Source organism: Streptosporangium sp. NBC_01755, assembly GCF_035917995.1.
Taxonomy (GTDB): domain Bacteria; phylum Actinomycetota; class Actinomycetes; order Streptosporangiales; family Streptosporangiaceae; genus Streptosporangium.
In genome coordinates this window covers 4,986,613-5,010,544 of the sequence record NZ_CP109131.1, presented here as the reverse complement: position 1 = coordinate 5,010,544, position 23,932 = coordinate 4,986,613, and the positions used below count along the sequence as shown (strand labels likewise).

The window sequence follows — 23,932 nt, the reverse complement described above, 5'->3', positions numbered from 1 at the left end:
GCACGTAGCCTGAGGTTGTCGGGACCAATACGGATACGGGTGGGGCCTGCTCATGCGCGACGGCAGTACGAATGCCCCAGCCGCCGAAGAAGGCATCGGGCGGCGGATCGCTCAGGCTCGCAAGCTGCGCGGCCTGACACAGCAGCAGCTCGCCGACCGTGTGCCCTGTTCCAAGAGCCTGATCGCCCAGGTCGAACGAGGACACAAGCCGGCCACTCAGGCCCTCATCACCGCCGTGGCACGAACCCTGCGGATCGAGCTCGGTGAGCTGACCGGTCAGCCGTACCGAGATCCCGGCGCACGAGAGGACCGGATCCACGACTGCGTCCCGCAGATCCGGCAGGCACTCCTGTCGTGGGACCTCCCCGACGAGGACGTCCCGCCACCACCGATGGAGCAGCTCCGCACGGACGTGCGGCGTGCGTCCGCACTGGGCAGACAGGCCCGGTACGTCCAACTCGGGGAGATGCTTCCGGGCCTGCTGGAGGAGCTGACCCGCGCCGTCCACGTCAGCGAGGGAACACGCCGCGACGAACTCTTCGGGCTGCTCTCCGAGGCGTACACCGGAGTGACGGCGATCGCCTACACCCTGGGCTACTTCGACCTGCGCGGCCTCGCCATGGATCGCGTGGCATGGGCGGCCCAGGCGTCACAGGACCCGCTGCGTGTCGCTCGCACGCAATGGCAGCGTTCGACGCTGTTCCTGGCCACGGCCACCTACGACAAGGGCCTGATTCTCCTGGATCGGGTGCGGCGAGACGTCGGCGAGGATCTCGGCCGGCTGACCGTCGCCGAACTGAGCGTGTACGGCGCGGCTCATCTCCGATCCGCGATCTTCGCTGCCCGTGCCACTGACCGGCAGAGGGCATTCGAGCACATCGAACACGCCCGCGAGGCCGCCCGCGTACTGGGCCAGGACGCGAACCACTACGGCCTGGAATTCGGCCCCTCCAACGTGATCATGCACGAGGTCGCAGCCGCGGTGGAGATGTACGACGGCGGCGAAGCGGTCCGCCGCGCTCGGCATGCCGTGCTCCCTCCGGCGGTCGCACCGGTCCGGCTCGGCCACTACTACATCGACCTGGCCCGCGGCTGGCTCTACCACGGCGACCGCCAGAAGGCCCTGGAGACACTGCTCGCCGCCCGCCGGGTCGCCCCTCAACAGACCCGCAACCATCCGATGGTCCGCGAGACCGTCCGGATGCTCGTCAACCTCGAACGGCGACGCCCCCGAAGCCTCAGCACCTTCGCGAACTGGCTCGGCCTGCCGTAGTGGATCCAAGTTTCACGAACTCGTGATACTTCACCGTCTCCCATGACGGTCACGCTGTCTGCATGCATCGAGACACGGAACCACCGCACACGTCGGATGCCGGGCAAAGCCTCGCCCTCCGCACTGGCCGCGTTCCATGCCGGTGCCGAGCGGACCGTCGACGCCGACAGCCTGGAGGCCCTGCGCGCCGAGACCGACCGGCAGGAGGCCATCGCGCAGGAGGCACAGGCCGGGCAGGTGGTCTCATGATCCGCCGCTGCCTGGCCGCCGCCCGCGGCCGTCACCGCGACGGCCAGGCCGCCGCCCCAGTCCCGCACTACACCTGGGACCACGAGGCCCGTGCCGAAGCCACGATGCTGCAGATCACCTGGCCCGGCTGGGCCGTGTTGTACGGAACCGGCAGCCGTCTCTTCCACGCCATCGCCACCTGGCCCACCCCCGAACCACTGCTCCTGTGCGACCGGACCGTCGACGGGCTGAAGGCGCAGATGCGCGAGGCCGAGATGACCTCACTCCTGCAGCGTTGGGCGCTCACCTCCACCTCGGCCACTATCGGCCGCTTCTGAGCAGGCACGGCGGCCCCGTCCCTTCCCCGGCCCAGGGCCGCCGTGCCGTTGACGACGTACCGTACGTGACGCGGGCGAGACGTACGGCTCGGCGGCCCTCGAAGTCGCTCAGTCCTGGTTGGGGATCTCCAGGCGGGAGAGGGTCTGCGAGCACGAGGCGTTCCTGAGCACCGGTCGCCGGGCCAACAGTTCCCTCGCCTCGCGCCGGGCCAGGTTCCAGCCGTTCCAGGGGTCGGGTCCGGCGAGGTCGTTGGCCGCGATCACGTCCAGCAGGACGCAGCTGCGGGACGGCTCGGGCAGCCTGTCCAGTGCGGGGACCGCCTCGGCGCCGAGGTCGCCCAGGTATTCGAGGTCGACCCGGTCCACGCCCCGTACCGCGATCTGGGTCTCGGCGACCCGCAGGTCGGGGTTCCACACCGCGAACGCCAGCAGCGAGGCGCTCGTCATCAGCACGAGGGTCCTGGGCAGCCAGCGTGCGTGCCCTCGCCCGGTGAGCCGGGCCGCGCCCGCGGCGAGGACCAGTGCGAAGACCCCGCCCAGCCACCAGACCGTCGCCTCCACCGAGGCCCGCAGCCGGGAGAGCCCGTAGGCGTCGGCGTACAGGTCCAGGCGGTGCAGCGCGGAGAAGAGGATCACCAGGGTCAGCACGCAGAGCAGGCCGAGCAGCCCGGCCATCAGCCACCGGTCGAAGCCTTTGAGATCCAGCGTCCCCGAGGCGACCGCGACGATCGCCAGCACGAACACGCTGACGATGACGAGCTGGAAGAACCCCGAACGCGCGTACTCGGCGTAGGTCAGCCCGGTGGCGGAGACCACCCACCGGGTGCTGCCGAACAGCACGGTGAGCTGCATCCCCACGAACGTGGCGAACAGCAGGTTGAGCGCCGTCAGCGGGGTCACCCAGAGACCGCGGCCGACCGTGACCTTCAGGTCGGGGGCCTTCGGCTCGGCCACCGGACGCAGGCCGACCAGCACGGCGGAGGCCACCACGGCCGCGAAGACCACGAAGAGGAGGATCCGCAGCGGCAGCGACTCGGCCCAGTCCTGCGCGCTGAACACCTGCTGGACGGCCTCGGCGAAGACCGCGTCCGCCGAGGCGAACAGCGCCCCGAACACCGCCAGCAGCACGACGGTCAGCCCGCCCCCGAACAGCAGGGGGACCACCCTCCTGCGGTCCGCGAGACCCTTCAGCCTCGCTCCGAGGAACCATGGCACCGGCAACAGGCTCAGGAGCACGGACGCACCTCCCCTGAGCACCCCGAGCCAGCCGCGCCCGGCCCCCGACAGAGCGAGCGCGGCCAGCAGGAACCCGGCCGGCAGGAGCATCCCGACCAGCCAGTCGGCGTCCCTGAACATCACCGTCGCGACCAGCCCGTAGGCGATCGCCCCCATCCCGGCCGACCACGGGGTGATCCTGGCTCGCACCGCCGGGATCGCCGCCGCCCCCATGGCGACCGACACCAGCACGAGTCCGAGACCGGCCCTGCTGTACGGCACCGCGACCGCGGCGAGCAACCCGACGGCAGCGGAGGCCGGCAGCACCCACCGGGGGGTGTCCGGCAGGTCGGGCCGGGGGAAGAGGGGCGGCGCCTCGTACCCGCCGGAGCCTCCAGCCCCCTCGGAGACTCTGGAGGCTCCGGGTTTTCCGGATCCTCCCTGTGGCTGAACAGCCGTTCTGTATTCCTCCCGGATCGGCGCGAAACCCCCCGGGGCTCCCGAGGACCCGCTCCTGGCGCCCACCGGCTGCGCCGCTCTCTCCTTCTCCTGGACCTCCGGTACGGTGACGCGCTGCGCGGCGGGTCCCCGCGCGGGAGGCCGGTGCGGGAGCGGTTCGCCGGCGGACCAGATCTCGTTGGTGGGCGTGGTGGCGCCGATGACCGTGCCGACGAACACGCCGATCATGAAGAGGACGGCACCGACGAACGCGGCCAGCAGGACGTCGAAGCCCGCGAGGCCGATGCCCACGATCACCGCGCAGACCAGCCCGGCGACACCCCCGAGGAAGAGACCGAGGAACGCCCCGGACCAGTTCCGCACCACGACCTGCTCCCGGCGCACGTCCCCGTCCCGCCTGTCCCGCACGAGGACCGGCTGGGGGGGAAACGGCTGCGCGGGCGAAGAGGGCAAAGAGGGCGAAGGAGGTGGCACGGCGGGCGCGTCGGACTCGGGAGTGGAGGCTTCGGAGTCCGCAGGGGCGGACATGGGGACGGACACCACCTGGCGCCCAGGCTCCCCGGCGGTGACCTCCCGCCGAGGAGGCCCGAATGCCTCACCGGTCACGGTCGGCCCGGAGACCCCGGATACCTTTTCGACCCCGGCTGGTTCACCGGAACCGGAGTCGATGCCGGCGGCCTCGCGAGGATCCGGCTGCTGAGCATCCCCTGAGATCTCATGAGGTTCCTGTTCCTGAGCGCTCCCGGTGACCTCGTGACGCTCGCCGGCCCCTGTCGGTGTGCCGCTCGCGTGCGAGGCGGCAGACGAGGAGGCGGCAAGGTCCTCGGGGGCCTCGCTCACCTGGGCCTTTCCCGGGGCGGAAGGCGTCGAGACGACGGGATTCGCGACCTCGTACGCAGAGGTCTTGTCCGATACAGAAGGCGTATGAGCCTTACTCGCAGGGGCCTTGTCCGGGGCGCCGCCATGCACTGCCGTGGAGTTCACCTCAAAGGAATTCGCTCCGGAGGAGGAAACGTCCTTGGCAGGCGGAGACGGGGGGTTCATCTCAATCCTTTCCGGGAGGTCGGTCACGATGTGGCAGCCGAGACCGTCTTCGACGTGGATGGAGCCGCCGTGGAGTTCGACGATCTCCTTGGTGATGGCCAGGCCCAGCCCGGCGCCGCCGTCGTCGGCGGTCCGTCCCGCGTCCAGGCGGGAGAAGCGCTCGAACGCCCGCGCCCGGTCCTCGGCCGCGATCCCCGGTCCCTGATCGCTCACCCGGAGCCGGACGCCCTCTCCCCTGGCCACCGCCGCCAGCACCACGGTCCCGCCGTCGGGACTGTGCCGCACCGCGTTGTCCAGCAGGTTGGCGAGGACCTGCGCGAGCAGGTCGGGGTCGGCGCGCATGCTCAGTCCTTCCGGGACCTGGCAGCGGGCCGTCACGTCCTCCCTGGCCAGTACGGCCTCCCGAAGGGCCTGCTCGCAGAGCGGGCGCAGCTCGACGTCCTCACGTTCGATCAGCCGGGCACCCGACTCCAGCCGGGACAGGTCGAGCAGCTGCGCGACCAGCCGGCCCAGCCGCTCGGTCTGGGCGAGCGCGGTGCCGAGGGTGACGGGATCGGGCTCCGAGACCCCGTCGACCACGTTCTCCAGTACCGCACGGAGCGCGGTGATCGGCGTGCGGAGCTCGTGGCTGACGTTGGCCACCAGATCCCGCCGCTGCCGGTCCACCTCGCCCAGATCGGCGGCCATCGCGTTGAAGGCGCGGGCGAGCTCGCCGACCTCGTCACGGGAGGTCGCGGTGACCCGCAGGCCGTACCGGCCCTTGGCGATGGTCTGCGCGGCGGCGGCCATCTCGCGCAGCGGCTTGGTCATTCCCCGCGCGAGCAACTGCACCATGATCAGCGCGAACACCACGGCCACCGCGACGCGCACGTTGCGCGAGTAGCCGGCGTTGAGGCCGACCTCGTTGACGACGAACGCCGCCACCACGGCCAGCAGGATCACCATGCCGAGCTTCGCCTTGATCCGGCCAAGGAAGTCGAGAGGTCTCAAGGGTCGGCGCATCCAGGTGTCGGAGGGAAAGGGCATACAGAGGTTGACTGCCGGGAAGGGCGATCGGTTCTCGTACGGGTACGCTCACCTCCGGCCGGACGCGAGCGCGTTCCGGGGCCGTACCGGAAGGCGCGTTCACTGCCGCACCAGGGCGTAGCCGACGCCGTGGACGGTACGGACGACGCCGGGGCCGAGCTTGCGGCGCAGGGCACGGACGTGGCTGTCGACGGTACGGGTCGCCGCGGCCTCGGAGAAGCCCCAGATGTCCGCCAGCAGCCGCTCCCGCTCGAAGACCTGACCTGGGCGCTCGGCGAGGCGGCAGAGCAGGTCGAACTCGGTCCTGGTCAGCTGGGCCTCGTCGCCCCGCACGTAGACCCGGCGCTCGGCGGTGTCTATCTCGACGTCGGCGACGCGGATGACCGTGTCGGCCACGGCCAGCTGGGAGGCCCGCTCGACCCGGCGGAGCAGGGCGTGCACCCGGGCGACCAGCTCGCGCATGCTGAACGGCTTGGCCATGTAGTCGTCGGCCCCGACCCCGAGCCCCACGAGCAGGTCGGTCTCCTCACCCAGTGCGGTGAGCATGAGCACCGGAACCGGCCTGGCCGCCTGCATCCGCCGGCACACCTCAAGACCGTCGAGGCCGGGCAGCAGCCGGTCGAGCACCACCACGTCGGGCCCCGTCTTCGCGTAGGCGACCAGCGCCGCCTCCCCGTCCCCGACGACCAGCACGTCGAAGCCCTCGGCGGCCAGCCTGTGGCGTACGGCCCGCGCGATCGTCTCGTCGTCCTCGACCACGAGGACACGTCGTTGCTGAGGGGTTGCCATGCTCGGCAGCGTAGACCGGAGCCGTGCAGAAGACCTGCGGTGAATTGTGAAGGTTCTGCGCACTCACCAGGCGCGCCATCTCCAAACGCTTCGATGGCCAGGTCGTCGGCGTGGCCGTGGCCTGGTGGGCCGGGTCCGCCCTGACATCACCGGACGCGCCGCGCCCCGGCATCGCTAGGTCCGCGACCGTCCCGGCGTTACCGTGACGGAGTGATCGATGTCACCGCGTACCTCCGCAGGATCGACGTCAGGGTCGACGTCAGGGTCGACGGCCCTCCGAGCGTGGAGTCGCTGCACCTGCTGCACCGGGCACACGTGCAACGGGTGCCGTACGAATGCCTGGAGATCTGGCTGGGCCGGCCGACGACCGTCGACCCCGCGGAGTCGGCCGCGCGGATCATCGGTGGCCGGGGTGGCTACTGCTACCACCTCAACGGGGCGTTCTCCTTGCTGCTGGAGGCGCTCGGCTACCGGGTGCGGAGGCACGTGGGCGGGGTGCAGGGCAAGGCCGAGGGGCCGCCGAACGTGGACGGCGGCCATCTCGTGCTCACCGTCTCCGGTCTGCCCTGCCCGGACAATCCCGACGGTGAGTGGCTGGTCGACCAGGGCCTCGGCGACGCGATCCACGCCCCGCTCCCACTCGTCGAGGGCGTCTACCGGCAGGGCCCCTTCACCTACGGCCTGCGCCCCTCCGAGGTGGAGCCCGGCGGATGGCGGTTCGACCATGACCCGCGCGGCAGCTTCCTCGGCATGGACTTCCGCGCCGGACCCGCCGAGATGTCGGAGTTCGCCGCGATGCACGAGTTCCTGTCCACCTCTCCCGAGTCGGGCTTCGTACGGGTGGCCACGGTTCAGCGGCGCGACGCGAGCGGTGTCGACGCGATGCGGGGCCTGGTCCTCACCCGTATCGGCGACCGCGAACACACCCTGACCGCGCAGACCGAACGCGACTACTTCGAGATACTGGCCGACGTCTTCGCCCTCCCCCTGGCCGACGTCACCCCCTCCGAACGCGCCAAACTCTGGCAGCGCCTGTGGACCGCCCACGAGAGATGGTTTGAATCCTGAGATTCAAACTCTCCACGGCCACTCGGTCGAACCAGGAGACATGATCGCCCCCGCCCGTACGGGCGCCTGACCTCGACTCCGGGGCGTCGGCGGCACGCCCTCCCCACGGCCACTCGGTCGAACCGATTTTCCGCCCGTACGGGCGCCGGCTCTCGGCTCCGTCGCGTTGTGAGGACGCCCATGACACCGCGTAAGCGGAAACCAGGTCTCAATGCGGCAGGCGGAATCCCTTTTCATTGGTTCATGTGCCGCTAAGTGACTATGTTGCTGTCCGCGATGGGATAGCGAACGGGGTGAGCAGGATCGACACTCAAGTGCTGGCGGACCGCTATCGGCTACTCAGCCCTCTCTCCGGGGGCGGGGCAGGCACGGTCTGGCTCGCCACCGACGAGATGCTTGGCCGTGACGTGGCGGTGAAGGAGGTTCGGCTCCCGCCTGACCTCGATCCCGCCAGGCGGCGGGAGGTCCTCGCCTCGGCGCTTCGCGAGGCCAACCTCGCCGCCAGGCTCAAGCATCCCTCGATCGTGACCGTCCATGACGTGGTCATCGACCAGGAGCGGCCCTGGATCGTCATGGAGCTTCTTTCAGGCGCGTCTCTGGAGCAAACGGTCCGCGACCGGAGCCCGCTGCCGCTGCACCAGGTGGCCAGGATCGGTGTGGGCATCCTCAGCGCGCTCGGCACCGCCCACGCCGCCGGTGTGGTCCACCGCGACGTGAAACCGGGCAACGTCTTTCTCACCAGGACCGGCAGGGCGGTCCTCACCGACTTCGGCACCGCGGTCGTCGACGGCGAGGTCACCTCAGGTCGGACCGGCCACCTGATCGGCTCGCCCAACTACATCGCGCCGGAACAACTGCGCGGCGAACGCAGCGGCCCCGCCTCCGACCTGTGGTCTCTCGGCGCCACGCTCTACTTCGCCGTTGAGGGTATGCCGCCGCACCCGGCGGAGACCCCCATCGCGGCGATCGACCGGGTGCTCACCGAGCCGCCCAGGCCGCCGGAGCGCGCGGGCGGGCTGGGCCCGCTGCTGATGCTCATGCTCGACCCGGTTCCCAAGGCCCGGCCGTCGTTCGACGCCGTCGCCCGCTCCCTGGCCGAGCTGGCCACCGGCCGTACGGTCGCCAAGGCCGACAGGGCCGGCGGGATTCCAGCCGCCGCACCGCACCACCCCCTACCGCCCGCCGTCCCCGCCTCTGCTCCCGCCTCTGCCCCCGTCTCCCCCTCTGTCCCCGTACAGCCGTCCAAGCCGGGCCGGGGACGTGCGGCGCAATGGGCCGCCGCCGAGATGGCCGGGATCGCGGTGGTCATCGGGGTCACCTTCGGGGTGACGTTCCTGCTGACCCCGGCCCCGACGGCCGCCGAGAGAGGGATCAGGCTCAGCGAAAGTCCCGGCGCCTTCAGCACTCCTGTGGACGTGTGCAGGCTCATCCCCGGCAACAGGGCCAGGCAACTGCTGCCCGCGCTGACCGGCGAGGGCAAGCCCACCAACGACGGGGGCTGCCAGTGGGCGGTCAGTGGCATGGGACTGGAGGTGCGTCTTCCCGATAGCAAGCAGTGGGGCAAGAGCCCTCAGCAGGCCCACGAGCTGTTCGTGAACCAGCACCAGAGCACCATACCGAGCGGGGAGAACGCCTGGAGCTGGCCGGAGATCCAGGCCGGTATCCGCTCCGCCCGCTCCACGGCGCCGACGGCCGTGAAACCCGTCGGGGACGAGTCGTTCGGCTACGACGTCTACGAGAACCGCAGGACAGGCAGGCTGGAGCAGAGCTATGTGATCATCCGTGTGGACAGCCTCGTCCTGGAGGTCGGTTACACCGTGGTGGACGGCAGCAAGGACGGTCCTGCGATCCAGGCGGGTGCCCACACCACCGCGACGTGGGTCGCGAACGCGTTGAACAATCAGAAAGCGGGCGAATGAACCATCCAGACGTCCCCTCATCGCAGGGCAGGCACGCGGGCGGGCACACCGCCCCCGCGCCGGGGCCGGGGCCGGGGCCGGGGCCGGGGCCGGGGATCGCCGGAACCGGGGGCCCGCCCATGCTCGAGCAGAGCTCGCTGGAGCAGGTGATCACCCGGTTCGGGCCGATGTCCCCGCAGCAGGCCGCGATGGTCGGCGTGGCCGTGCTGGACCAGCTCGTGGTGATACACAGGCAGGGCATGCTCCACGGGGATGTGCGACCGGGCTCGGTGTTGCTCGGCCCGTACGAGCAGATCGTCCTCACCGCGCCCTCCCTGCCGTCCTCGCTCTTCACCTCTCCCGAGGGCGTGACCAGCCCTGCCGCCGACCTGTGGTCGCTCGGCGCGACCCTCTACACCGCGGTCGAGGGCCGCCCGCCGTCGCCGGGCGGCTCCCTGGACAACGCGGGCCCGATCGCACCCATCCTGTTCCGCCTTCTCGCGGGCGACCCCACCCAGCGACCCGATCCCGACACCCTGCGCAATGCCCTGCTCGACGTCTCCCTGTACCGTCCCGAACCTCCCGCCCCCCCACTCCCCTGGGGTGCGCTCTCCCAGGTTCCGGGACCCACCCCTTCCGCTCCCTCCGGCCCCTCCACCCCTTCCGCTCCTTCCGCTCCCTCCACCCCCTCCGCTCCCTCCACCCCTTCCGCTCCCTCCGGCCCCTCCACCCCCTCCGCTCCCTCCACCCCTTCCGCTCCCTCCGGCCCCTCCGGCCCCTCCGGCCCCTCCGCTCCCGGAGCACCGGCGGCCTTCGGGCAGGCGGCCTTCCCGACCCTCGCGGCACCGGTACCCCAACCGCTCAGCGGCCCTGAAGCACCAGGAACGGCGGGAGCCTCCGGGGGGCAGGAGGGCGGGACCGTTTCGATCACCGAAGCGGAGGTGACCACGCCCTTCAGGAAGAACCTGACCGAGCAGATATCCACAGTCACCGCCGGGCTCGCCCCCCAGGACGTCTCGGCCCCCCAACAGGCCGCGCCCCCTGCCCCGAACGCGCCGACCGCCTGGCCGGGACCGCTCCCTCCCCTGGACACACCGGCCGCCTGGCAGGACCCGCCCTCAAGCCCGCCTCCCCAGGGCTCACCTCACCAGGACCCGTCCCCCCCCGGCGGGCCCTTCCAGCACGGTCCCCCGCCAGCCCACTCGAACCCCCCGGACACCCCCACCTCACGCGAGTTGGTCCCCACCCCCGACGCGGCACGGGAGATGGCGGACGAGCCCACCGGGCGTTCCGCGCGGGCGACGGGGGTGCTCGTGCCCCGGCCGGTCGTGGCACTGACCGGGGTGCTGCTCTTCGGCATGGCGGTCAGCATCGGCGTCCTGCTCACCTCGGTGCTCGCCAACGCCGACGGCGACATCTCCGTTACCCCCTCCGGGGCCAAGGGGCGCTTCGCCACGGCGCCCCGGGCCTGTGGCCTGCTCGACGACAAGCAGGTGAACCAGCTGGTGCCGGGATTCAACAGCTCGGAGGTCGAACACTCGGCGTGCGACTGGCTCAACCGGTACGACTGGCGCAAACCCAACGTGGAGAAGTACGACCTGCGGGTCCGGCTGATCGCCCAGAAGCAGAACGGGTCGGAGGTCGCGAGAGCGAAGGAGTATCTGGCCGGCAAGAAGAAGGACACCCTCGACAAGGGCCAGTTCGCCACCCCCAAGCCGACCCCGCCCAAGGACCTGCGAGGGATCGGCGAGGAGGCCTTCACCTCCGGCGGGCACAACTCCATCAACCTGTACGGCGGGTCCTACAAGACAACGGTGGTCTTCCGGATCAGCAACCTGATCGCCGAGGTCGACTACGAGCGGGGCGGTGTCAAGGATGACCCGGACGGCAAGATCGCCGAAGGCGCGTTGCAGGCCGCGCGCTGGCTCGCCGAGTCCCTGAAGACCGATGAGTGATCCGGCGTCCGGCCCGCTGCCCGTGCTGGCGGGCCGCTACCGGGCGCTCGCACGGCTCGGCGCGGGCGGGATGGGCGTGGTGTGGCGGGCCCGTGACGAGCTCCTCCACCGCGAGGTGGCGATCAAGGAGGTCACGCTCGCCCCGCACCTGCCCCAGGCGCACCGCGACGAGATGCGGGAGCGCACCATGCGCGAGGCCCGCGCCGCCGCCAGACTCGGACATCCGTCCATCGTGGCCGTCCACGACGTCATCGCCCAGGACGGCCGCCCGTGGATCGTGATGGACCTGGTCAGGGGCCGTTCGCTGGACGACGCGATCCGCGCCGGCGGACCGCTCCCGCCGCACCGGGTGGCCGTGATCGGCCTGGCCGTGCTGGACGCGCTGACCCTCGCGCACAGCCGGGGCATCATGCACCGCGACGTGAAACCGGCCAACATCATGCTCGCCCAGGACGGCGGGGTGTTGCTGACCGACTTCGGCATCGCCACGCTGGAGGGCGACGCCCAGCTCACCTCACCGGACGCGCTGGTCGGCTCCCCGGGCTACATCGCCCCCGAGCGGCTGCGCGGCGCCGGCGACGGCCCGTCCGCCGACCTGTGGTCCCTGGGCGCGACCCTGTACGCGGCGGTCGAGGGCCAGGGGCCCTTCCGGCGTGACACGCCGGTCGCCACCATCGGTGCGGTGCTCACCCAGGACACCCCTTTCCCGTCCCGGGCCGGGGAACTGGCTCCCGTACTGCTGGCCATGCTGGCCAAGGAGCCCCGGCAGCGACCGGGAGAGTCCGGGCTGCGCACCGCGCTACGGCAGGTCGCCCAGGGACTGCCCGCGGGACCGCTCTCCCCGACGACCGCACCGCAGGTACCGCCGCCCCAGACCGCGACACTCCAGATCGCGGCCCCGGCACCGGCCAGACCGCGCCGTACCGGCCTGATCGTCGGAGCCTCGCTGGCCGTGGTCGCGGCGGCGGTGGCCGGTACGGCGGCGGTGGCCGGTACGGGGCTGCTGACCATGGGCGGGTCCGAGACGTCCGGGACACCGCCGCGGGCGGCGGACGCCGGCCGGTTCGCCACCGCCCCCGACCCGTGCACGCTGCTGGCCGGGTCCCAGGTCGAGGTCGCGGTGCCGAGTGCGTCACCGCTGCCCATGGAGGGCAGGCAGGGCCACGAGCCCTACTGCAGCTGGGACAGCTCCCTGGGCGATACCCGTACCGACCGCAGGCTGCAGGTCGCGGTCGGTCACATGGCTCCCACCCCCGGCAAGAGCGGCCCCGACACCGCCCACGCGTTCTTCGTCTCCGAGCGCACCAGGACCATCGCCGACCAGGGCAACGGCCTCCTGGGCTCCACAGGCCCGCTCAGGAACATCGGCCGGGTCGGGGCGGAGGCGTTCTCCTACGACATCGTCGCCCTGGACCGGATCCACTCCCTGATCCGGTTCCGGGTGAGCAACCTGCTGGTCGAGGTCAACCTGTCGGAGGTGGGAAAGCGTGCCGGAACCGCGCTGCGACGGGACGCTCTGAAGATCGCACGCCAGGTCTCCGAGGAGCTGAACAGCCGTGACTGAGGAACGCGTCCGCCGGGACGGCTCGCGTTGACCGACGCCGAGAAGCACACCGGACAGCACACCGGACCGGGAGGGTTCGCATGACCGATCCCGGCCTTCTGGCCGGGCGCTACCGCATGCTGGAGCGCCGCGACCGCGCGGGCACGAGCTGGCGCTCGCGCGACGAGCTGCTCCGCCGCGACGTCACGATCACCGAAAGTACAGCCTGGTGATCTCCACCTTCGGCTTCGTCTCCGACGAGGCGGCCCGGCGCACCTACGCGAGGTTCCTCAAGGAGACCCGCGAACGGACCAGGACGGACGTGGGAGCTCCGGTCACCCACGTCAAACCGGCTGAGGCACTGGCCGGGATCGGCTCCGAGGCATATGCCGACGAGGTCACCAACGAACTGACCTACACCGGCTCGGTGGTCTTCCGTGCGGCCAACCTCGTGGTCGCCGTCCAGTACCAGCGCGGCATCGCCGAGGACGTCGACGGCAGTACGAGCAGGGGCGCGCTCAAGACCGCCCGGTGGATCCTGGAAAGGCTCAGCCGGGAGAAGTGAGCCCCGGACCTGGCCTCAACGGACCTGACCTCAGCCGGGCAGGCGGAACGGTCGTCTCGGGAGAGTCTGATGGACGAGATGGCCCCGGCGTGGCGGCGCTCAGGGCACTGGCGGAGCAGCGGGAATCACGATATATCTCGGCTGGAACCGCGCGGTGTGTCCACACGTTGGACTGGCGACGCACAATGAAATACAGACGGGGCGTCCGCCCCGCGTTCGGAGGATGTTGAGGATGTCGCCTATCCAGAAGTACGCGATCGGCGCCGGAGCAGTGGTGTTCCTGTCGTGGCTGTTCCTGCCGGGTTTCCTGACGCTGCTGATCCTCCTGGGCGTCGTCGCCGCCCCGGTCGTCGGCTACCTGATGCTCGATCCGTCCCAGCGCGAGCGGCTCAAGCGCGCCCGCCGTCGTGGTCTCGGCCGCTGACGCGAGGACTGTCCCACCCGTCGCGGCCCGGCCTCGCGAGCCCACGTCCACGGGCCACGACAGCCGGGCCGACGGGGACCGGATCGCGAGGGGCCCTGCCGGCAGGGACCGGACCGCGAGGGGCCCGGCCGATCAGGCGGCGGCGGTCGCGAGCTCTGATTCCACCCGGCGGGTGACCCTGCGCTCGAACACGAACGAGAGCAGCGGCACGGTGCCGGCGAGCATCACCCCGAGGATGTACTGCCACGTCCAGCGCGCCTTCATGCCCAGGTTCATCGCGGCCACGAGATAGAGCATGTAGAGGAAGCCATGGATCGGGGAGACGACCTTCGAGGGCTCCTCGATGCCGAAGCCGTACCTGAGCACGATGCAGGTGACCAGGACGAGCAGCATCACGCCGACGATGTAGGCCAGGATGCGAAAGGGCTTGAGAGCGGATTCCACTGTCGGTTACCTCGGTCTTGGGGTTCGGTTCACGGGGTGGTGTGAGCTGGCAGGGCGGGGGTTTCGGGCGCGGCGGCGGCTCCGGCGTCGAAATCGGAGTCCGAGCCGGAGTCTGAGCCGGAGCCGGGGGTGCTCTCCCGCACGCGGCCGCGCAGCGCGTCGCGTACGAAGTGCCACCACATGAAGACCGCGAACAGCCCGAAGATCCACCACTGGGCGGCATAGGCGAGGTTGCGCCAGGTGAGCACCCCCGACTCGGTCGGCGGGGGGACGTTCACCGGCCTGGCCGCGACCGCGGGAGCCGGTGACTGCTCGCCTGCCACCACGAACCCGTTGCGCAGCTTCGTGTCCCGCCAGAGGTTGATCAGTTCGGCCGACGACACGGTCAGCACCTGCCCCTGCGGCAGCTGCCGGGTCCGGCGCTGGACACTGTCGGTGGCCTCCGAGGGCTGCAGCCGCCCGCTGACGGTCACCCTGCCCTCGGGCACGGCCGCCACGGCGGGATCCTGCGCCGTGGCCACCCAGCCACGCACGATGGGAACGAAGGTTCCGTCGCCGAGATCGAGCGCGGTGAGCAACCACAGGCCCCCGTCGCGCTCGGCCACCAGAAGCTGCTTCGAGGCGTCGAAAGTGCCTTCCGCGGTCACCCTGTGGCTGACCGCATCGGCCGTTATGTGCTTTCCGGGCGTGGTGAGGGTGGTGACCGCCACGGGGGCGGGGTCGACCAATGCCCGGGGCCCACCGGACTCCTCGAAGACGCCGAGCTGCCACCTGCCCAGCAGCCCGCACACGACGAGGGCTCCGACCGCGAGCAGGTGGAGCGCCACCACGCGGGCGGAGAACAGGATCCGGAGCATGACACCACGCTATCCGCCCCGGTAGGCGGTCCGGCCCTCAGCACCCGCCTCGGCCCGGCGCGAGGACGGCCTTCCCGTGAAAGTGGACAAATCAGTGTTGGGGAGGCACCCAATATCGCTAAAGTCATCCCCATGTCTGATCCTCAGCAGATTGACCCTGCGGGCAACACCCAGGCGTTCCGCGCGTTCGCCCAGCGCAAGGACCCGGAGGCCGCCCCCGAGAAGCGGTCGCTCACACTGCCGATCACGGCGGCCGTGGTGGTCGCGGTGCTGGTCATCGTCGTCGTGGCCGCATACCTGCTGCTCTAACAACCGAACGGTACGAAGCGCCGACGGCACCGCCCTCGGCGCTTTTCGCGTTCCCGGGCGACGGGAACGTGCCGACCGGTTGGTGTGATGAGACTCACCGCACCCCGAGTATGGACGGTGCGGCCACCGCTCACTAAATTAGACAGGAAATCCAATAGTAACGAGCGTGGAACGCTCTCATCGCCACAGCAGGAACCGGGGGAAAGTCTGTGCCGCCGGAGAGGTCGCCGACGGCAGAGGCCGGCAAGGAGCTCGAGGTCGACGTGATCGTCTACGGCACCGGCTTCAAGGTCGTCGAGGCGCTGGACGGGCAGCGGATCATCGGCAGGAACGGCCTGTCGCCGGTCGCCCGGCCGCTGAAACCGGTGGCGCGGCCGGGGCCGTGCCACCGGGCGTCCGTGTGTACCGCCGCGAGAGGCTACCTGCGCTCGCTTACCACCAGCGCGCTGCCACCGCCGCGCCGGGTCGGTTCCGCGACCGCCTGAAGCCTCCCGTTCCGCAGGAACTCGACAGCCGTGGCCGCGCCGATCTCGGGGTTCAGCACGAGGCTGTGGCCCTGGAGCGTGAGCTCGGCGCCGTAACGATCGATGAACGCCTGCTCGGCCTGGGTCTGGGCGGTGTTGCGCTGCGTGGCCCGGGGGGCGGCGAGCGCCTCGGGCAGCGACATGCCGAAGTCCCAGCGGTCGAGGAGGATCTGCAACACGGTGGTGATGATCGTCGAGCCGCCGGGGGAACCCAGCGCGAGCAGTGGCCTGTCATCGGCCAGGACGATCGTCGGCGCCATCGAGGAGCGGGGCCGCTTGCCCGGCGCGGGCAGGTTCGGGTCACCGGGGGCGGGGCCGAAGGTGAAGTCGGTCAGCTCGTTGTTGAGCAGGAAGCCCCTGCCGGGGACGACGATGCCGTTGCCTCCGGTCGACTCGATGGTGATGTTGTAGGCGACCACGTTGCCCCACCGGTCCGCGACCACCAGGTGCGTGGTCTCCGGCCCCTCCTTCGCCACCTCTGGGGCCGTCTCGGCGGCCTCGGCGGACGGCGCCGCCTGGCACGGCCCGTACACCCCGTCGGGGGCGCCCGGCGCGGCCGGATGCGGCATCGCCCGCTCGCCGATCAGGCAGGCGCGCTCCTTGGCGAACCCGTCGGAGAGCAGCTCCTTCAGCGGGACGCCGGGGATGTCTCCGACGTACTTGCCCCGGTCGGCGAAGGCGAGCCTGGACGCCTCCAGGTACTCGTGCTCACCGACCTCGGGCAGGGCCTCAAGGATGTTGAGCGCCTCACCGACCGTCGAGCCTCCCGAGGACGGCGGCGCCATGCCGTACACGTCCATGCCCTTGTACGTCATCTTCGTGGGCGGCCGTTCGAGCGCCCGGTACGCCTTCAGGTCGGACAACTCCATCAGCCCCGGCCGCACGTTACGGGTGGAGCCAGGGGTGATGGGCGGCTTCTTGACCGTGGCCACGACCTCGGCGCCGAGGGCACCGCCGTACAGCCACTCCCCTCCCTGCCTGCCGAGCCTGCGGTAGGTGTCGGCCAGCTCGGGGTTGCGGAAGGTGGAGCCGACCGGCGGCGGGGCGCCGCCAGGCAGGTAGAGCTTGGCCGTGGAGGTGAAGTCCTTGAAGCGGGCGGCGTTGGCGGCGGTCTGGTCGTAGAAGGTCTGGTCGACCTTGAACCCCTTGGAGGCGACGTCGATCGCGGGTTTCAGCGCCTGGCGCAGCGAGAGCGTGCCGAACCTGCGCAGTGCCAGCTCCCACTGGGCCACGCTGCCGGGCACCCCCGCAGACAGTCCGCTGGTCACGGCGTCGTCGAACGGGATGCCCTCCAGGGACGTCGGTCCCATCGCCTTCGGCGCGGTCTCCCGGCCGTCGATCGTGTGGACCTTCTTGCGGCGCGCGTCGTAGTAGACGATGAACCCGCCCCCGGCCAGCCCCGCCGAATAAGGCTCGGTCACGCCCAGGGCGGCCGCCGCGGCGACCGCGGCGTCCATGGCGTTGCCGCCCTCGCGCAACACGCCCAGCGCGGCCTTGCTGGCGTCGAGGTCGACGGTCGAGACCGCGCCGCCGGACCCCTCGGCGACGGGTTTCTTCTCCAGCTGCGGCGACAGCGGCGGTGACAGCAGCGGTGACAGCGGCGGTGACAGCGGCGGCGGCGACACCGGCGGAGAGACCGCGGATGGAGATGCCAGCGCGGGTTGGACGAGCAGTAAGGAACTTCCCACCAGGATCCCCGCCAGGGGGGTGGCGACGCGACGACTGATCATGAAGACCTCCCGCAGACAGCTTGACTCAGCCGGTGAGCCTTGTCAGCCCCTTCCCTAACCCAAGGGATGTAGTGCCACATACCTCACTGAACGGACGTAACCGCTATGGAAGCGCACGTACAGTGCTGAGCGTGCGTGCCAAACCCCGCTGGGTCGACCTTCTCCTACCGCTGTTCGTGGGGGCCCTCCAGGTCGCGGGCACACTCGGCGTGCAGTGGTCGCAGATCCACGACACCGGCATGCTCCGCGTCCCGCTCGATCCGCTGGGCTACGTGCTGCTGCTGGCCGGGCCGCTGGCCCTGACCGTCCGGCGCCGCCACCCGGCGCTCAGCGTGGCCGTCGCGGTGGGCTCGACCCTGCTCTTCATCGGCCTGGGCCACGCCTACGGCCCGGTCTTCCTCAGCCCGATCATCGCGTTCCACACCGCCGTGGTCGGCGGCCACCGGCGGGTGGCCTGGCCGCTATGGGGCCTGGCCTACGTGTTCTTCGTGGTCTACACGTCCTGGTTCGCCCCCGCCCCCTCTCCCGGCTGGTTCCACAACATCGCGATGGCCGCGCTGATGGGCCTGGTACTGGCGGTGGCGGAGTTCGTACGGGCCAGAAACGAGCGGCAGGCCGAGCACAAGCGGGTGGAGCGGGAGGAGGTGCGGCGGCAGGCCAGCGAGGAGCGGCTGACCATGGCGCAGGAGCTGCACGACGTGCTCGCGCACAACATCTCCCTCATCCACGTCCAGGCCTCCACCGCGCTGCACCTCATCGAGGACCACCCCGAGCAGGCGCGGACCGCGCTCACCACGATCAAGCAGGCGTCCAAGGACGTGCTGACCGAGATGCGCTCGGTGCTCAACGTGCTCCGCGACGGCGCGCCCCGCTCCCCGACCGCCGGCCTGGACCGGCTCGACGAGCTCACCGAGCGCAGCGGGCTGCGGGTCGTCAAGAACGTCACCGGCGAGGTCAGGCCACTGCCTCCCGGGGTCGACCGGGCCGGCTACCGCATCGTTCAGGAGGCCCTGACCAACGTCACCAGGCACGCCCCGGGCGCCTCGGTCACGGTCGCCCTCGACTACGGCCCCCGCGCGCTGACCCTCCGGGTCACCGACTCGGGCGGCAACGCCCCCGGAGAGAATCTCGGCAGTGGCAACGGCGTCCCCGGCATGCGGGAACGGGCCTCGGCCCTTGGGGGAACGCTGACCGCCGCACACCATGGAAGGGGCTTCCGCGTCGAGGCCCGGCTGCCGATCCCGGAGGAGTCCGAATGATCAAGATTGTCCTCGCCGACGACCAGGCCCTCGTCAGGGCCGGGTTCCGGGCCCTGCTGGACGCGCAGCCGGGGATGACCGTGGTGGCCGAGGCCTCGGACGGGGCGCAGGCACTGCGGCTGGCCGCCGAGCACGAGCCGGACGTGGTCCTGATGGACATCCGCATGCCCGGCATGGACGGGCTGACCGCCACCCGGGAGATGCCTCCCGGGCCGAGGATCATCATCTTGACCACCTTCGAGCTCGACGAGTACGTCTTCGAGGCCCTCCGCAACGGCGCCAGCGGCTTCCTGGTGAAGGACACCGAACCGGCCGAGCTCATCCAGGCCGTCCGGGTGGTGGCCGGAGGCGACGCGCTGCTCTCCCCCGGCGTGACCCGCCGCCTGATCGCCGAGTACGCCAGCCGTGCCAAGGAGCCGCACCGCAGCCGCGATCTCGACCTGCTCACCGACCGGGAGCGCGAGGTCCTCGCCCTGGTCGGCACCGGCATGACCAACGACGAGATCGCCGGCAAGCTCTGCATGAGCCCCGCCACCGCCAAGACCCACGTCAGCCGGACCATGATGAAACTCCATGCCCGCGACCGTGCCCAGCTCGTCGTCATCGCCTACGAATCCGGCCTCGTCCGCCCCGGCTGGGTCTGATCCTCTCGCTTTTTCACCAGAATTCCGCGCTTCACCCCCTCACTCTGGAAAACTCAGCGTGTTCACAACAGCACGGAGGGGCATATGGGTATGGAACTACGACGGCGCCACGCGGATCTGCGGCCATCACCCGAGACCGCGTCCCGACCCCTGCCGCACACACCGCGCGAGCTCTTCGACGCACTTCCCTCCCTTCCAGGGTTACGTGCCGAGGTGATCGGCGGAAGGTTGGTGGTGAGCCCACTGGGGACCCCCGAATACGCCCGAGCTGCGATGCTCCTTTCCTTACGGCTCCACCCACTGATCACGGATGGCGATCTGGAGGCTTACACGAGCAACGTCGCGGTCTGCGTCGACGGGTCCTATGACCCGGTTGTTCCCGACTTCGTGCTGGCCCGGGTCGACTGCCCGCGCTGGGGCGACCGCGAGCTGCTCTCCTCCGGCCTGCTCATGGTGGCCGAGATCGTGTCGCCGGGAAGCGTCACCGACGACCGCGACCGCAAGCCCGACATCTACGCCTCCGGCGGCGTCCCCGTGATGCTCCTCATCGACCCCGTGGCCACCCCCGCCACCGTGACGGTCCTCAGCGACCCCAAGGAAGGGGCGTACCGGACCTCCACCCGGGTCGAGATGGGCTCGCACCTGCACATTCCAGAACCGGTCGACTTCACCCTCGACACGTCGATCTTCGCGACCGCCCAGGGCACAGTGTCAACGACCCCCTCCTGAGGGAGGGGGCTTGAGGCGCGGTAACGCGCCTTGAAGCCCCGCGTTGACCAGCCCTGGCCGTCAGCTCAGGGAGGTGCGTTTTGATGGCTACGTTGGACACGAGATCGCAGACCCACCGGCGGGTGCTTCCTCAGCCTGCCGCTCTGGAATCCGTGGGAGCGGACACGCCCGAGGGTGGGCACGAAACGGCTCACGGACACCGCCTCGCCTTGCATTCCGCACGTGACCCCGGTACTACATTCGTAGATCATGGAATGAGTGCCGGGTGTAGCCCGTTGACCAGGGATGATGGACATCATCACCTACGATCGGATCGTGGCCTGGGAGGAAGATCTTCGCGAGTTGAGTGAGGAGATCGCCGGGCCGTTGTTCACCCGTCCGGAGCCGAGGGCGACGTTCGCGGATCTGGTGCGCGGCCTGCTGGCCGATGTGGCCCGCAAGAACTCCTGGCAGCTGGCCGATCATGTCGGGCATGGCACGGCGTATCGGATCGAGTGGCTGTTGAACGGCGCCAAGTGGGACGCCGACGCGTTGCGCGACCGGGTGCGGGATTACGTCGTGGCCGGTCTGCGGCCCGAGGCGGCGGGTGGCGGGCCGGCCGTGCTCGTTGGCGACGACACCGCTGTGATCAAGAAAGGGGATCGGTCGGTCGGGGTGGCCCACCAGCATTGCGGGTTGACCGGTCAGGTGGAGAACTGCCAGGTCATCTGCATGCTGTCGTATGCCAGTGAGCGCGGGCACGCCTTCATCGACCGAGAGTTGTACCTCCCCCAGGGCTGGGCCGCCGACGCCGAACGGCGCGCGCGGGCCGGAGTACCCGCAGACCGCGACTTCCTGACCAAGCCGCAGCTGATGGCGTTGATGCTGGAGCGGCAACTGGCGGCCGGAGTGGGACTGGACTACTTCGCCGCCGACGCCGGCTACGGCCGCGACCCGGACCTGCGGGAGTTCTGCCATCGGCGTGAGGTCGCCTACGTGCTGGCGGTGCCGGTCGATCTTCCCCTGGTCGGGGTGCGCGGACAGAGCGAATGCGCGGGCCATGTCCTGGATCGGCTGCTGGCTCTGGGGAAGAGGTCGGTGTGGGAACGCCGCTCGTGCGGGGCGGGCACCAAGGGCGCCCGCGTGTATGACTGGACCGCGATCGCGGTGACGGTCACCGACCAGGCGCCCGCTGCCGGATTCACCCATACCCTGCTGCTGCGCCGCTCGATATCCAACCCGGCCGAGGTGAAGTTCTTCCTGGCCCACGCCCCGGCCGGCACGGCCGTACCGGAGTTGATCTCGGTTGCCGGAATGCGCTGGAAGATCGAGGAGAACAACGAGTCCGGCAAGGACCTGCTCGGCCTGGATGAGTACCAGGTCCGCAAGTGGACCCCGTTCCACCGGCACGTCACCACCTCCATGCTCGCTCTGGCCTGGCTCGCCGTCACCCGCGCCCGCCTGGGAAAAGACCCACGGACGAAGGAGAGGAGCAGCTGACGACACCGCGGCTGATCCCTCTCTCCCTGGCCGAGATCCGCCGCCTGCTCGCCCGTACCCTGCTCGCCGCCGTCACCTGCGTCGAGCATGTGCTGGCCTGGTCACGCTTCCGCCGACTCCACCAAGCCCGCGCGCCGATCAGCCACTACCGAAGGCGCGGCGACCCACTACCCCAAGATCTGCGAATGTAGTACGAGGTCGAGGCATTTGCCGCTCTGCTCGCCAAGGATCCGGGGAAATCGACGTGACCTCCGCCGGTGAATTCAGGATCAGTTTGGTAGATCTCTCAGGCGAGACGAAGATTGCCTACACGCCCCTGGGAATCATGCTGCTCAACGCGGCTCTGGTCGGCGATGAACGGCTCAGGGACAATGTGGAGATCTCCCTCCACACGTTCCTGTCGGGTACGAGCCTTGCCTCGATCATCGAAGAGATCCGCGCAGCCCAACCAGATCTTCTGGGCTTCTCCTGCCAGGGCTGGAACGTGATCGCCTACCGGCAGATGCTGCCCACCCTCCGCCAGCTCCTGCCCGACGCGGTCATCGTGTTCGGTGGCAACCACGTGTCCCACCAGGGCGAACGCTGGCTTCGTGAACTCCCGGAACTGGATTTGGTGATCACCGGGGAGGGCGAACGGACGATATGCGAACTCGTCCATTCGATCCGCGACGGCATTCCCGCGTGGGCGGACATCGAGGGTCTCGCCTTCCGGCAGTCAGGCACGGTCGTCGCGACCGCTGATCGACCTCGGATGGCGTCCCTCGACGAGACACCGTCTGCCTACCTGCGGCCGGGCCTGGACCTGACACAGTTCGACGTCGCGCTGTGGGAGACGAACCGGGGATGTCCGTATCACTGCGCGTTCTGCCACTGGGGCGGAGCCGTGGGCCAGAAGCTGACGAAGGCCGCATCTGATCGGCTCGAAACAGAGATCGACGTCATCGGCAGTGCCGGAATCGACACGATCTTCCTCTGCGACGCGAACTTCGGCATCCTCCGCCAAGACGTGGAAGTCGCCCACATGCTGGTGCGAGCGCTCCAACGGCACGGCTCTCCCCACACCGTTCATGTGAACTGGGCCAAGAACCACGCGAAAACTGTCGAGGAGATTCTGGCCGTCTTCCAGGCCGGGGGCATCCACACCAACGTGTACCTGGCGCTGCAGACGATGAGCCGTCCCGCCTTACAACTCGCCGGCAGGTCAGAGCTCGGACGCTCGGAGATGACCGCGATGGCCCAGCGTGTGATCGCCGCCGGTGGCCATGTCGGCGCAGAACTCATCTTCGGGCTCCCCGGCGAGACTCTGAGTGAGTTCCGGGCCGCCTATGACGAACTCTTTCTGTCCTTCCCGAGCCTGCTGATCCACCCGCTGTGGATCCTGCCGAACACCAGCTATGACGCTGACCGCGAGAAGCTCGGGCTGATCACGATCCGCCCGGATCCTTCGGTCGACTACGAGGGAGTCCTCCAGCACACCACCCTCGACATCGAAGAGAACCGGGCCGGCCTACGACTCCTGCTCGCGGATGAGATCTTGATCGGCTCCGGCTGGGCCCGCACGACCGTCCGGGGCATGGCCCACTGGGCCGGTCTGCGGCCGACCGAAGTCCTCGACGCACTTCCGGCTTTCGTCGCAGGGCAAGAGGGACGGCTCGGCCGGGTCCTGTCCAAAGCCTTCGATGAGATCCACGCCGAGTGCTACTTCCACCGGATCCTCCGTAGCCGAGTCCGTAGCGCGATCTACACCGACCGTGACGAGAGCCGGGAGTTGTTGATCGCCTTTCTCGATCACCTCATCGACGACACCGTGCTTCGGGACACGTGCCGACAACTCGCGCTCCACGACACCACGCTGCTTCCTCGCGCCGACCTCGAAGCACGAGCTTCGGCTCCAACTGCCGACAGCCATTTCGAAGCCGCCTACGACACGCACGCCGCAGCGCAGGCCCTGCTGAGCGGGTCCGTTCCGACAAGGCCCTCAAGACGAAGCGTGCCGGTCAAGATCCGCGTGCGGCATCCTTCGGGCTTCGCCGACCACCTGAACGACGCCATCGACCTGTCCGCTCGCTGGGGAGGGCAGGTTGCCGAGGTCTCTCCCCATTCCTGAATCGTCTACCGAGATCCCTTTGCCG

At 70.0% G+C, this 23,932-nt stretch carries 22 protein-coding genes; 17 read left to right on the top strand and 5 right to left on the bottom strand.

Going from position 1 to position 23,932, the window contains the following annotated elements; translation table 11 throughout:
- Positions 1-52: 52 nt before the first annotated feature.
- The 3 genes from OG884_RS23955 (at position 53) to OG884_RS23945 (ending at position 1,839) form a co-directional block, all read left to right on the top strand.
- Positions 53-1,273, top strand: a complete 1,221-nt coding sequence (locus OG884_RS23955) for a helix-turn-helix domain-containing protein (RefSeq protein ID WP_326636365.1) — start codon at positions 53-55, stop codon at positions 1,271-1,273.
- Between the two features lie 96 nt (positions 1,274-1,369).
- Positions 1,370-1,522, top strand: a complete 153-nt coding sequence (locus tag OG884_RS23950; protein ID WP_326636363.1) for a hypothetical protein — start codon at positions 1,370-1,372, stop codon at positions 1,520-1,522.
- Positions 1,519-1,839 (top strand): hypothetical protein, encoded by a 321-nt coding sequence (locus OG884_RS23945; protein WP_326636361.1) that lies wholly within the window; start codon positions 1,519-1,521, stop codon positions 1,837-1,839. The genes OG884_RS23950 and OG884_RS23945 overlap by 4 nt, the downstream gene beginning before the upstream one ends.
- A gap of 108 nt (positions 1,840-1,947) precedes the next feature.
- Here the strand turns inward: OG884_RS23945 and OG884_RS23940 are convergent, their stop codons facing one another.
- Positions 1,948-5,547, bottom strand: a complete 3,600-nt coding sequence (locus tag OG884_RS23940; RefSeq protein WP_326636359.1) for a DUF4153 domain-containing protein — start codon at positions 5,545-5,547, stop codon at positions 1,948-1,950.
- Between the two features lie 135 nt (positions 5,548-5,682).
- Positions 5,683-6,372, bottom strand: coding sequence for a response regulator transcription factor (locus OG884_RS23935; RefSeq protein WP_326636357.1), 690 nt, complete (start codon positions 6,370-6,372; stop codon positions 5,683-5,685).
- A 210-nt stretch (positions 6,373-6,582) separates the two neighbouring features.
- Here OG884_RS23935 and OG884_RS23930 point away from each other — a divergent pair, with 210 nt between their 5' ends.
- The 7 genes from OG884_RS23930 (at position 6,583) to OG884_RS23900 (ending at position 13,825) form a co-directional block, all read left to right on the top strand.
- Entirely contained in the window at positions 6,583-7,440 is an 858-nt protein-coding gene (locus tag OG884_RS23930) for an arylamine N-acetyltransferase family protein (protein ID WP_326636355.1), read from the top strand.
- A gap of 293 nt (positions 7,441-7,733) precedes the next feature.
- Positions 7,734-9,359: a serine/threonine-protein kinase gene (locus OG884_RS23925; RefSeq protein ID WP_326636353.1), complete on the top strand. Its 1,626-nt coding sequence runs from the start codon at positions 7,734-7,736 to the stop codon at positions 9,357-9,359.
- A 119-nt stretch (positions 9,360-9,478) separates the two neighbouring features.
- Positions 9,479-11,293: a hypothetical protein gene (locus OG884_RS23920; protein ID WP_326636351.1), complete on the top strand. Its 1,815-nt coding sequence runs from the start codon at positions 9,479-9,481 to the stop codon at positions 11,291-11,293.
- The gene (locus OG884_RS23915; RefSeq protein WP_326636349.1) at positions 11,286-12,857 is read left to right on the top strand and encodes a serine/threonine-protein kinase; all 1,572 of its coding nucleotides are present in this window, start codon (positions 11,286-11,288) and stop codon (positions 12,855-12,857) included. The genes OG884_RS23920 and OG884_RS23915 overlap by 8 nt, the downstream gene beginning before the upstream one ends.
- An 80-nt stretch (positions 12,858-12,937) precedes the next feature.
- Positions 12,938-13,069, top strand: coding sequence for a hypothetical protein (locus OG884_RS23910; RefSeq protein WP_326636347.1), 132 nt, complete (start codon positions 12,938-12,940; stop codon positions 13,067-13,069).
- Positions 13,066-13,401 carry a hypothetical protein gene (locus OG884_RS23905; RefSeq protein ID WP_326636345.1) on the top strand — a complete coding sequence of 112 codons (336 nt, stop codon included), beginning with the start codon at positions 13,066-13,068 and terminating at the stop codon, positions 13,399-13,401. Before OG884_RS23910 ends, OG884_RS23905 begins: the two co-directional genes overlap by 4 nt.
- 232 nt (positions 13,402-13,633) lie before the next feature.
- A complete protein-coding gene (locus tag OG884_RS23900) occupies positions 13,634-13,825 on the top strand; it encodes a hypothetical protein (protein WP_326636344.1) in 192 nt (63 codons plus the stop codon).
- A gap of 132 nt (positions 13,826-13,957) precedes the next feature.
- Here OG884_RS23900 and OG884_RS23895 read toward each other — a convergent pair whose 3' ends face one another.
- Together OG884_RS23895 and OG884_RS23890 are read right to left on the bottom strand one after the other, a co-directional pair.
- Complete coding sequence (locus tag OG884_RS23895) at positions 13,958-14,269, bottom strand: DUF3817 domain-containing protein (protein WP_326636342.1); 312 nt, start codon at positions 14,267-14,269, stop codon at positions 13,958-13,960.
- 29 nt (positions 14,270-14,298) lie between these two features.
- Positions 14,299-15,126, bottom strand: a complete 828-nt coding sequence (locus OG884_RS23890) for an SURF1 family protein (RefSeq protein WP_326636339.1) — start codon at positions 15,124-15,126, stop codon at positions 14,299-14,301.
- 132 nt (positions 15,127-15,258) lie between these two features.
- Here OG884_RS23890 and OG884_RS23885 point away from each other — a divergent pair, with 132 nt between their 5' ends.
- The gene (locus OG884_RS23885; RefSeq protein WP_326636338.1) at positions 15,259-15,435 is read left to right on the top strand and encodes a hypothetical protein; all 177 of its coding nucleotides are present in this window, start codon (positions 15,259-15,261) and stop codon (positions 15,433-15,435) included.
- A 209-nt stretch (positions 15,436-15,644) separates the two neighbouring features.
- Positions 15,645-15,920 carry a hypothetical protein gene (locus OG884_RS23880; RefSeq protein WP_326636337.1) on the top strand — a complete coding sequence of 92 codons (276 nt, stop codon included), beginning with the start codon at positions 15,645-15,647 and terminating at the stop codon, positions 15,918-15,920.
- Here the strand turns inward: OG884_RS23880 and OG884_RS23875 are convergent.
- Positions 15,854-17,689, bottom strand: a complete 1,836-nt coding sequence (locus OG884_RS23875) for a gamma-glutamyltransferase family protein (protein ID WP_326636336.1) — start codon at positions 17,687-17,689, stop codon at positions 15,854-15,856. The two genes, OG884_RS23880 and OG884_RS23875, sit on opposite strands and share 67 nt — an antisense overlap.
- Before the next feature lie 131 nt (positions 17,690-17,820).
- Here OG884_RS23875 and OG884_RS23870 point away from each other — a divergent pair, with 131 nt between their 5' ends.
- From OG884_RS23870 to OG884_RS23850, 5 genes are all read left to right on the top strand, one after another.
- On the top strand, positions 17,821-18,948 hold the full coding sequence (locus OG884_RS23870) for a sensor histidine kinase (RefSeq protein ID WP_326636335.1): 1,128 nt from the start codon (positions 17,821-17,823) through the stop codon (positions 18,946-18,948).
- Positions 18,945-19,592 (top strand): response regulator transcription factor, encoded by a 648-nt coding sequence (locus OG884_RS23865; protein WP_326636334.1) that lies wholly within the window; start codon positions 18,945-18,947, stop codon positions 19,590-19,592. Before OG884_RS23870 ends, OG884_RS23865 begins: the two co-directional genes overlap by 4 nt.
- An 84-nt stretch (positions 19,593-19,676) precedes the next feature.
- Complete coding sequence (locus tag OG884_RS23860; RefSeq protein ID WP_326636332.1) at positions 19,677-20,321, top strand: Uma2 family endonuclease; 645 nt, start codon at positions 19,677-19,679, stop codon at positions 20,319-20,321.
- A 285-nt stretch (positions 20,322-20,606) separates the two neighbouring features.
- Positions 20,607-21,800 carry an IS701 family transposase gene (locus tag OG884_RS23855; RefSeq protein WP_326636329.1) on the top strand — a complete coding sequence of 398 codons (1,194 nt, stop codon included), beginning with the start codon at positions 20,607-20,609 and terminating at the stop codon, positions 21,798-21,800.
- A gap of 274 nt (positions 21,801-22,074) precedes the next feature.
- Positions 22,075-23,907, top strand: coding sequence for a B12-binding domain-containing radical SAM protein (locus OG884_RS23850; RefSeq protein ID WP_326636327.1), 1,833 nt, complete (start codon positions 22,075-22,077; stop codon positions 23,905-23,907).
- Positions 23,908-23,932 lie beyond the last annotated feature (25 nt).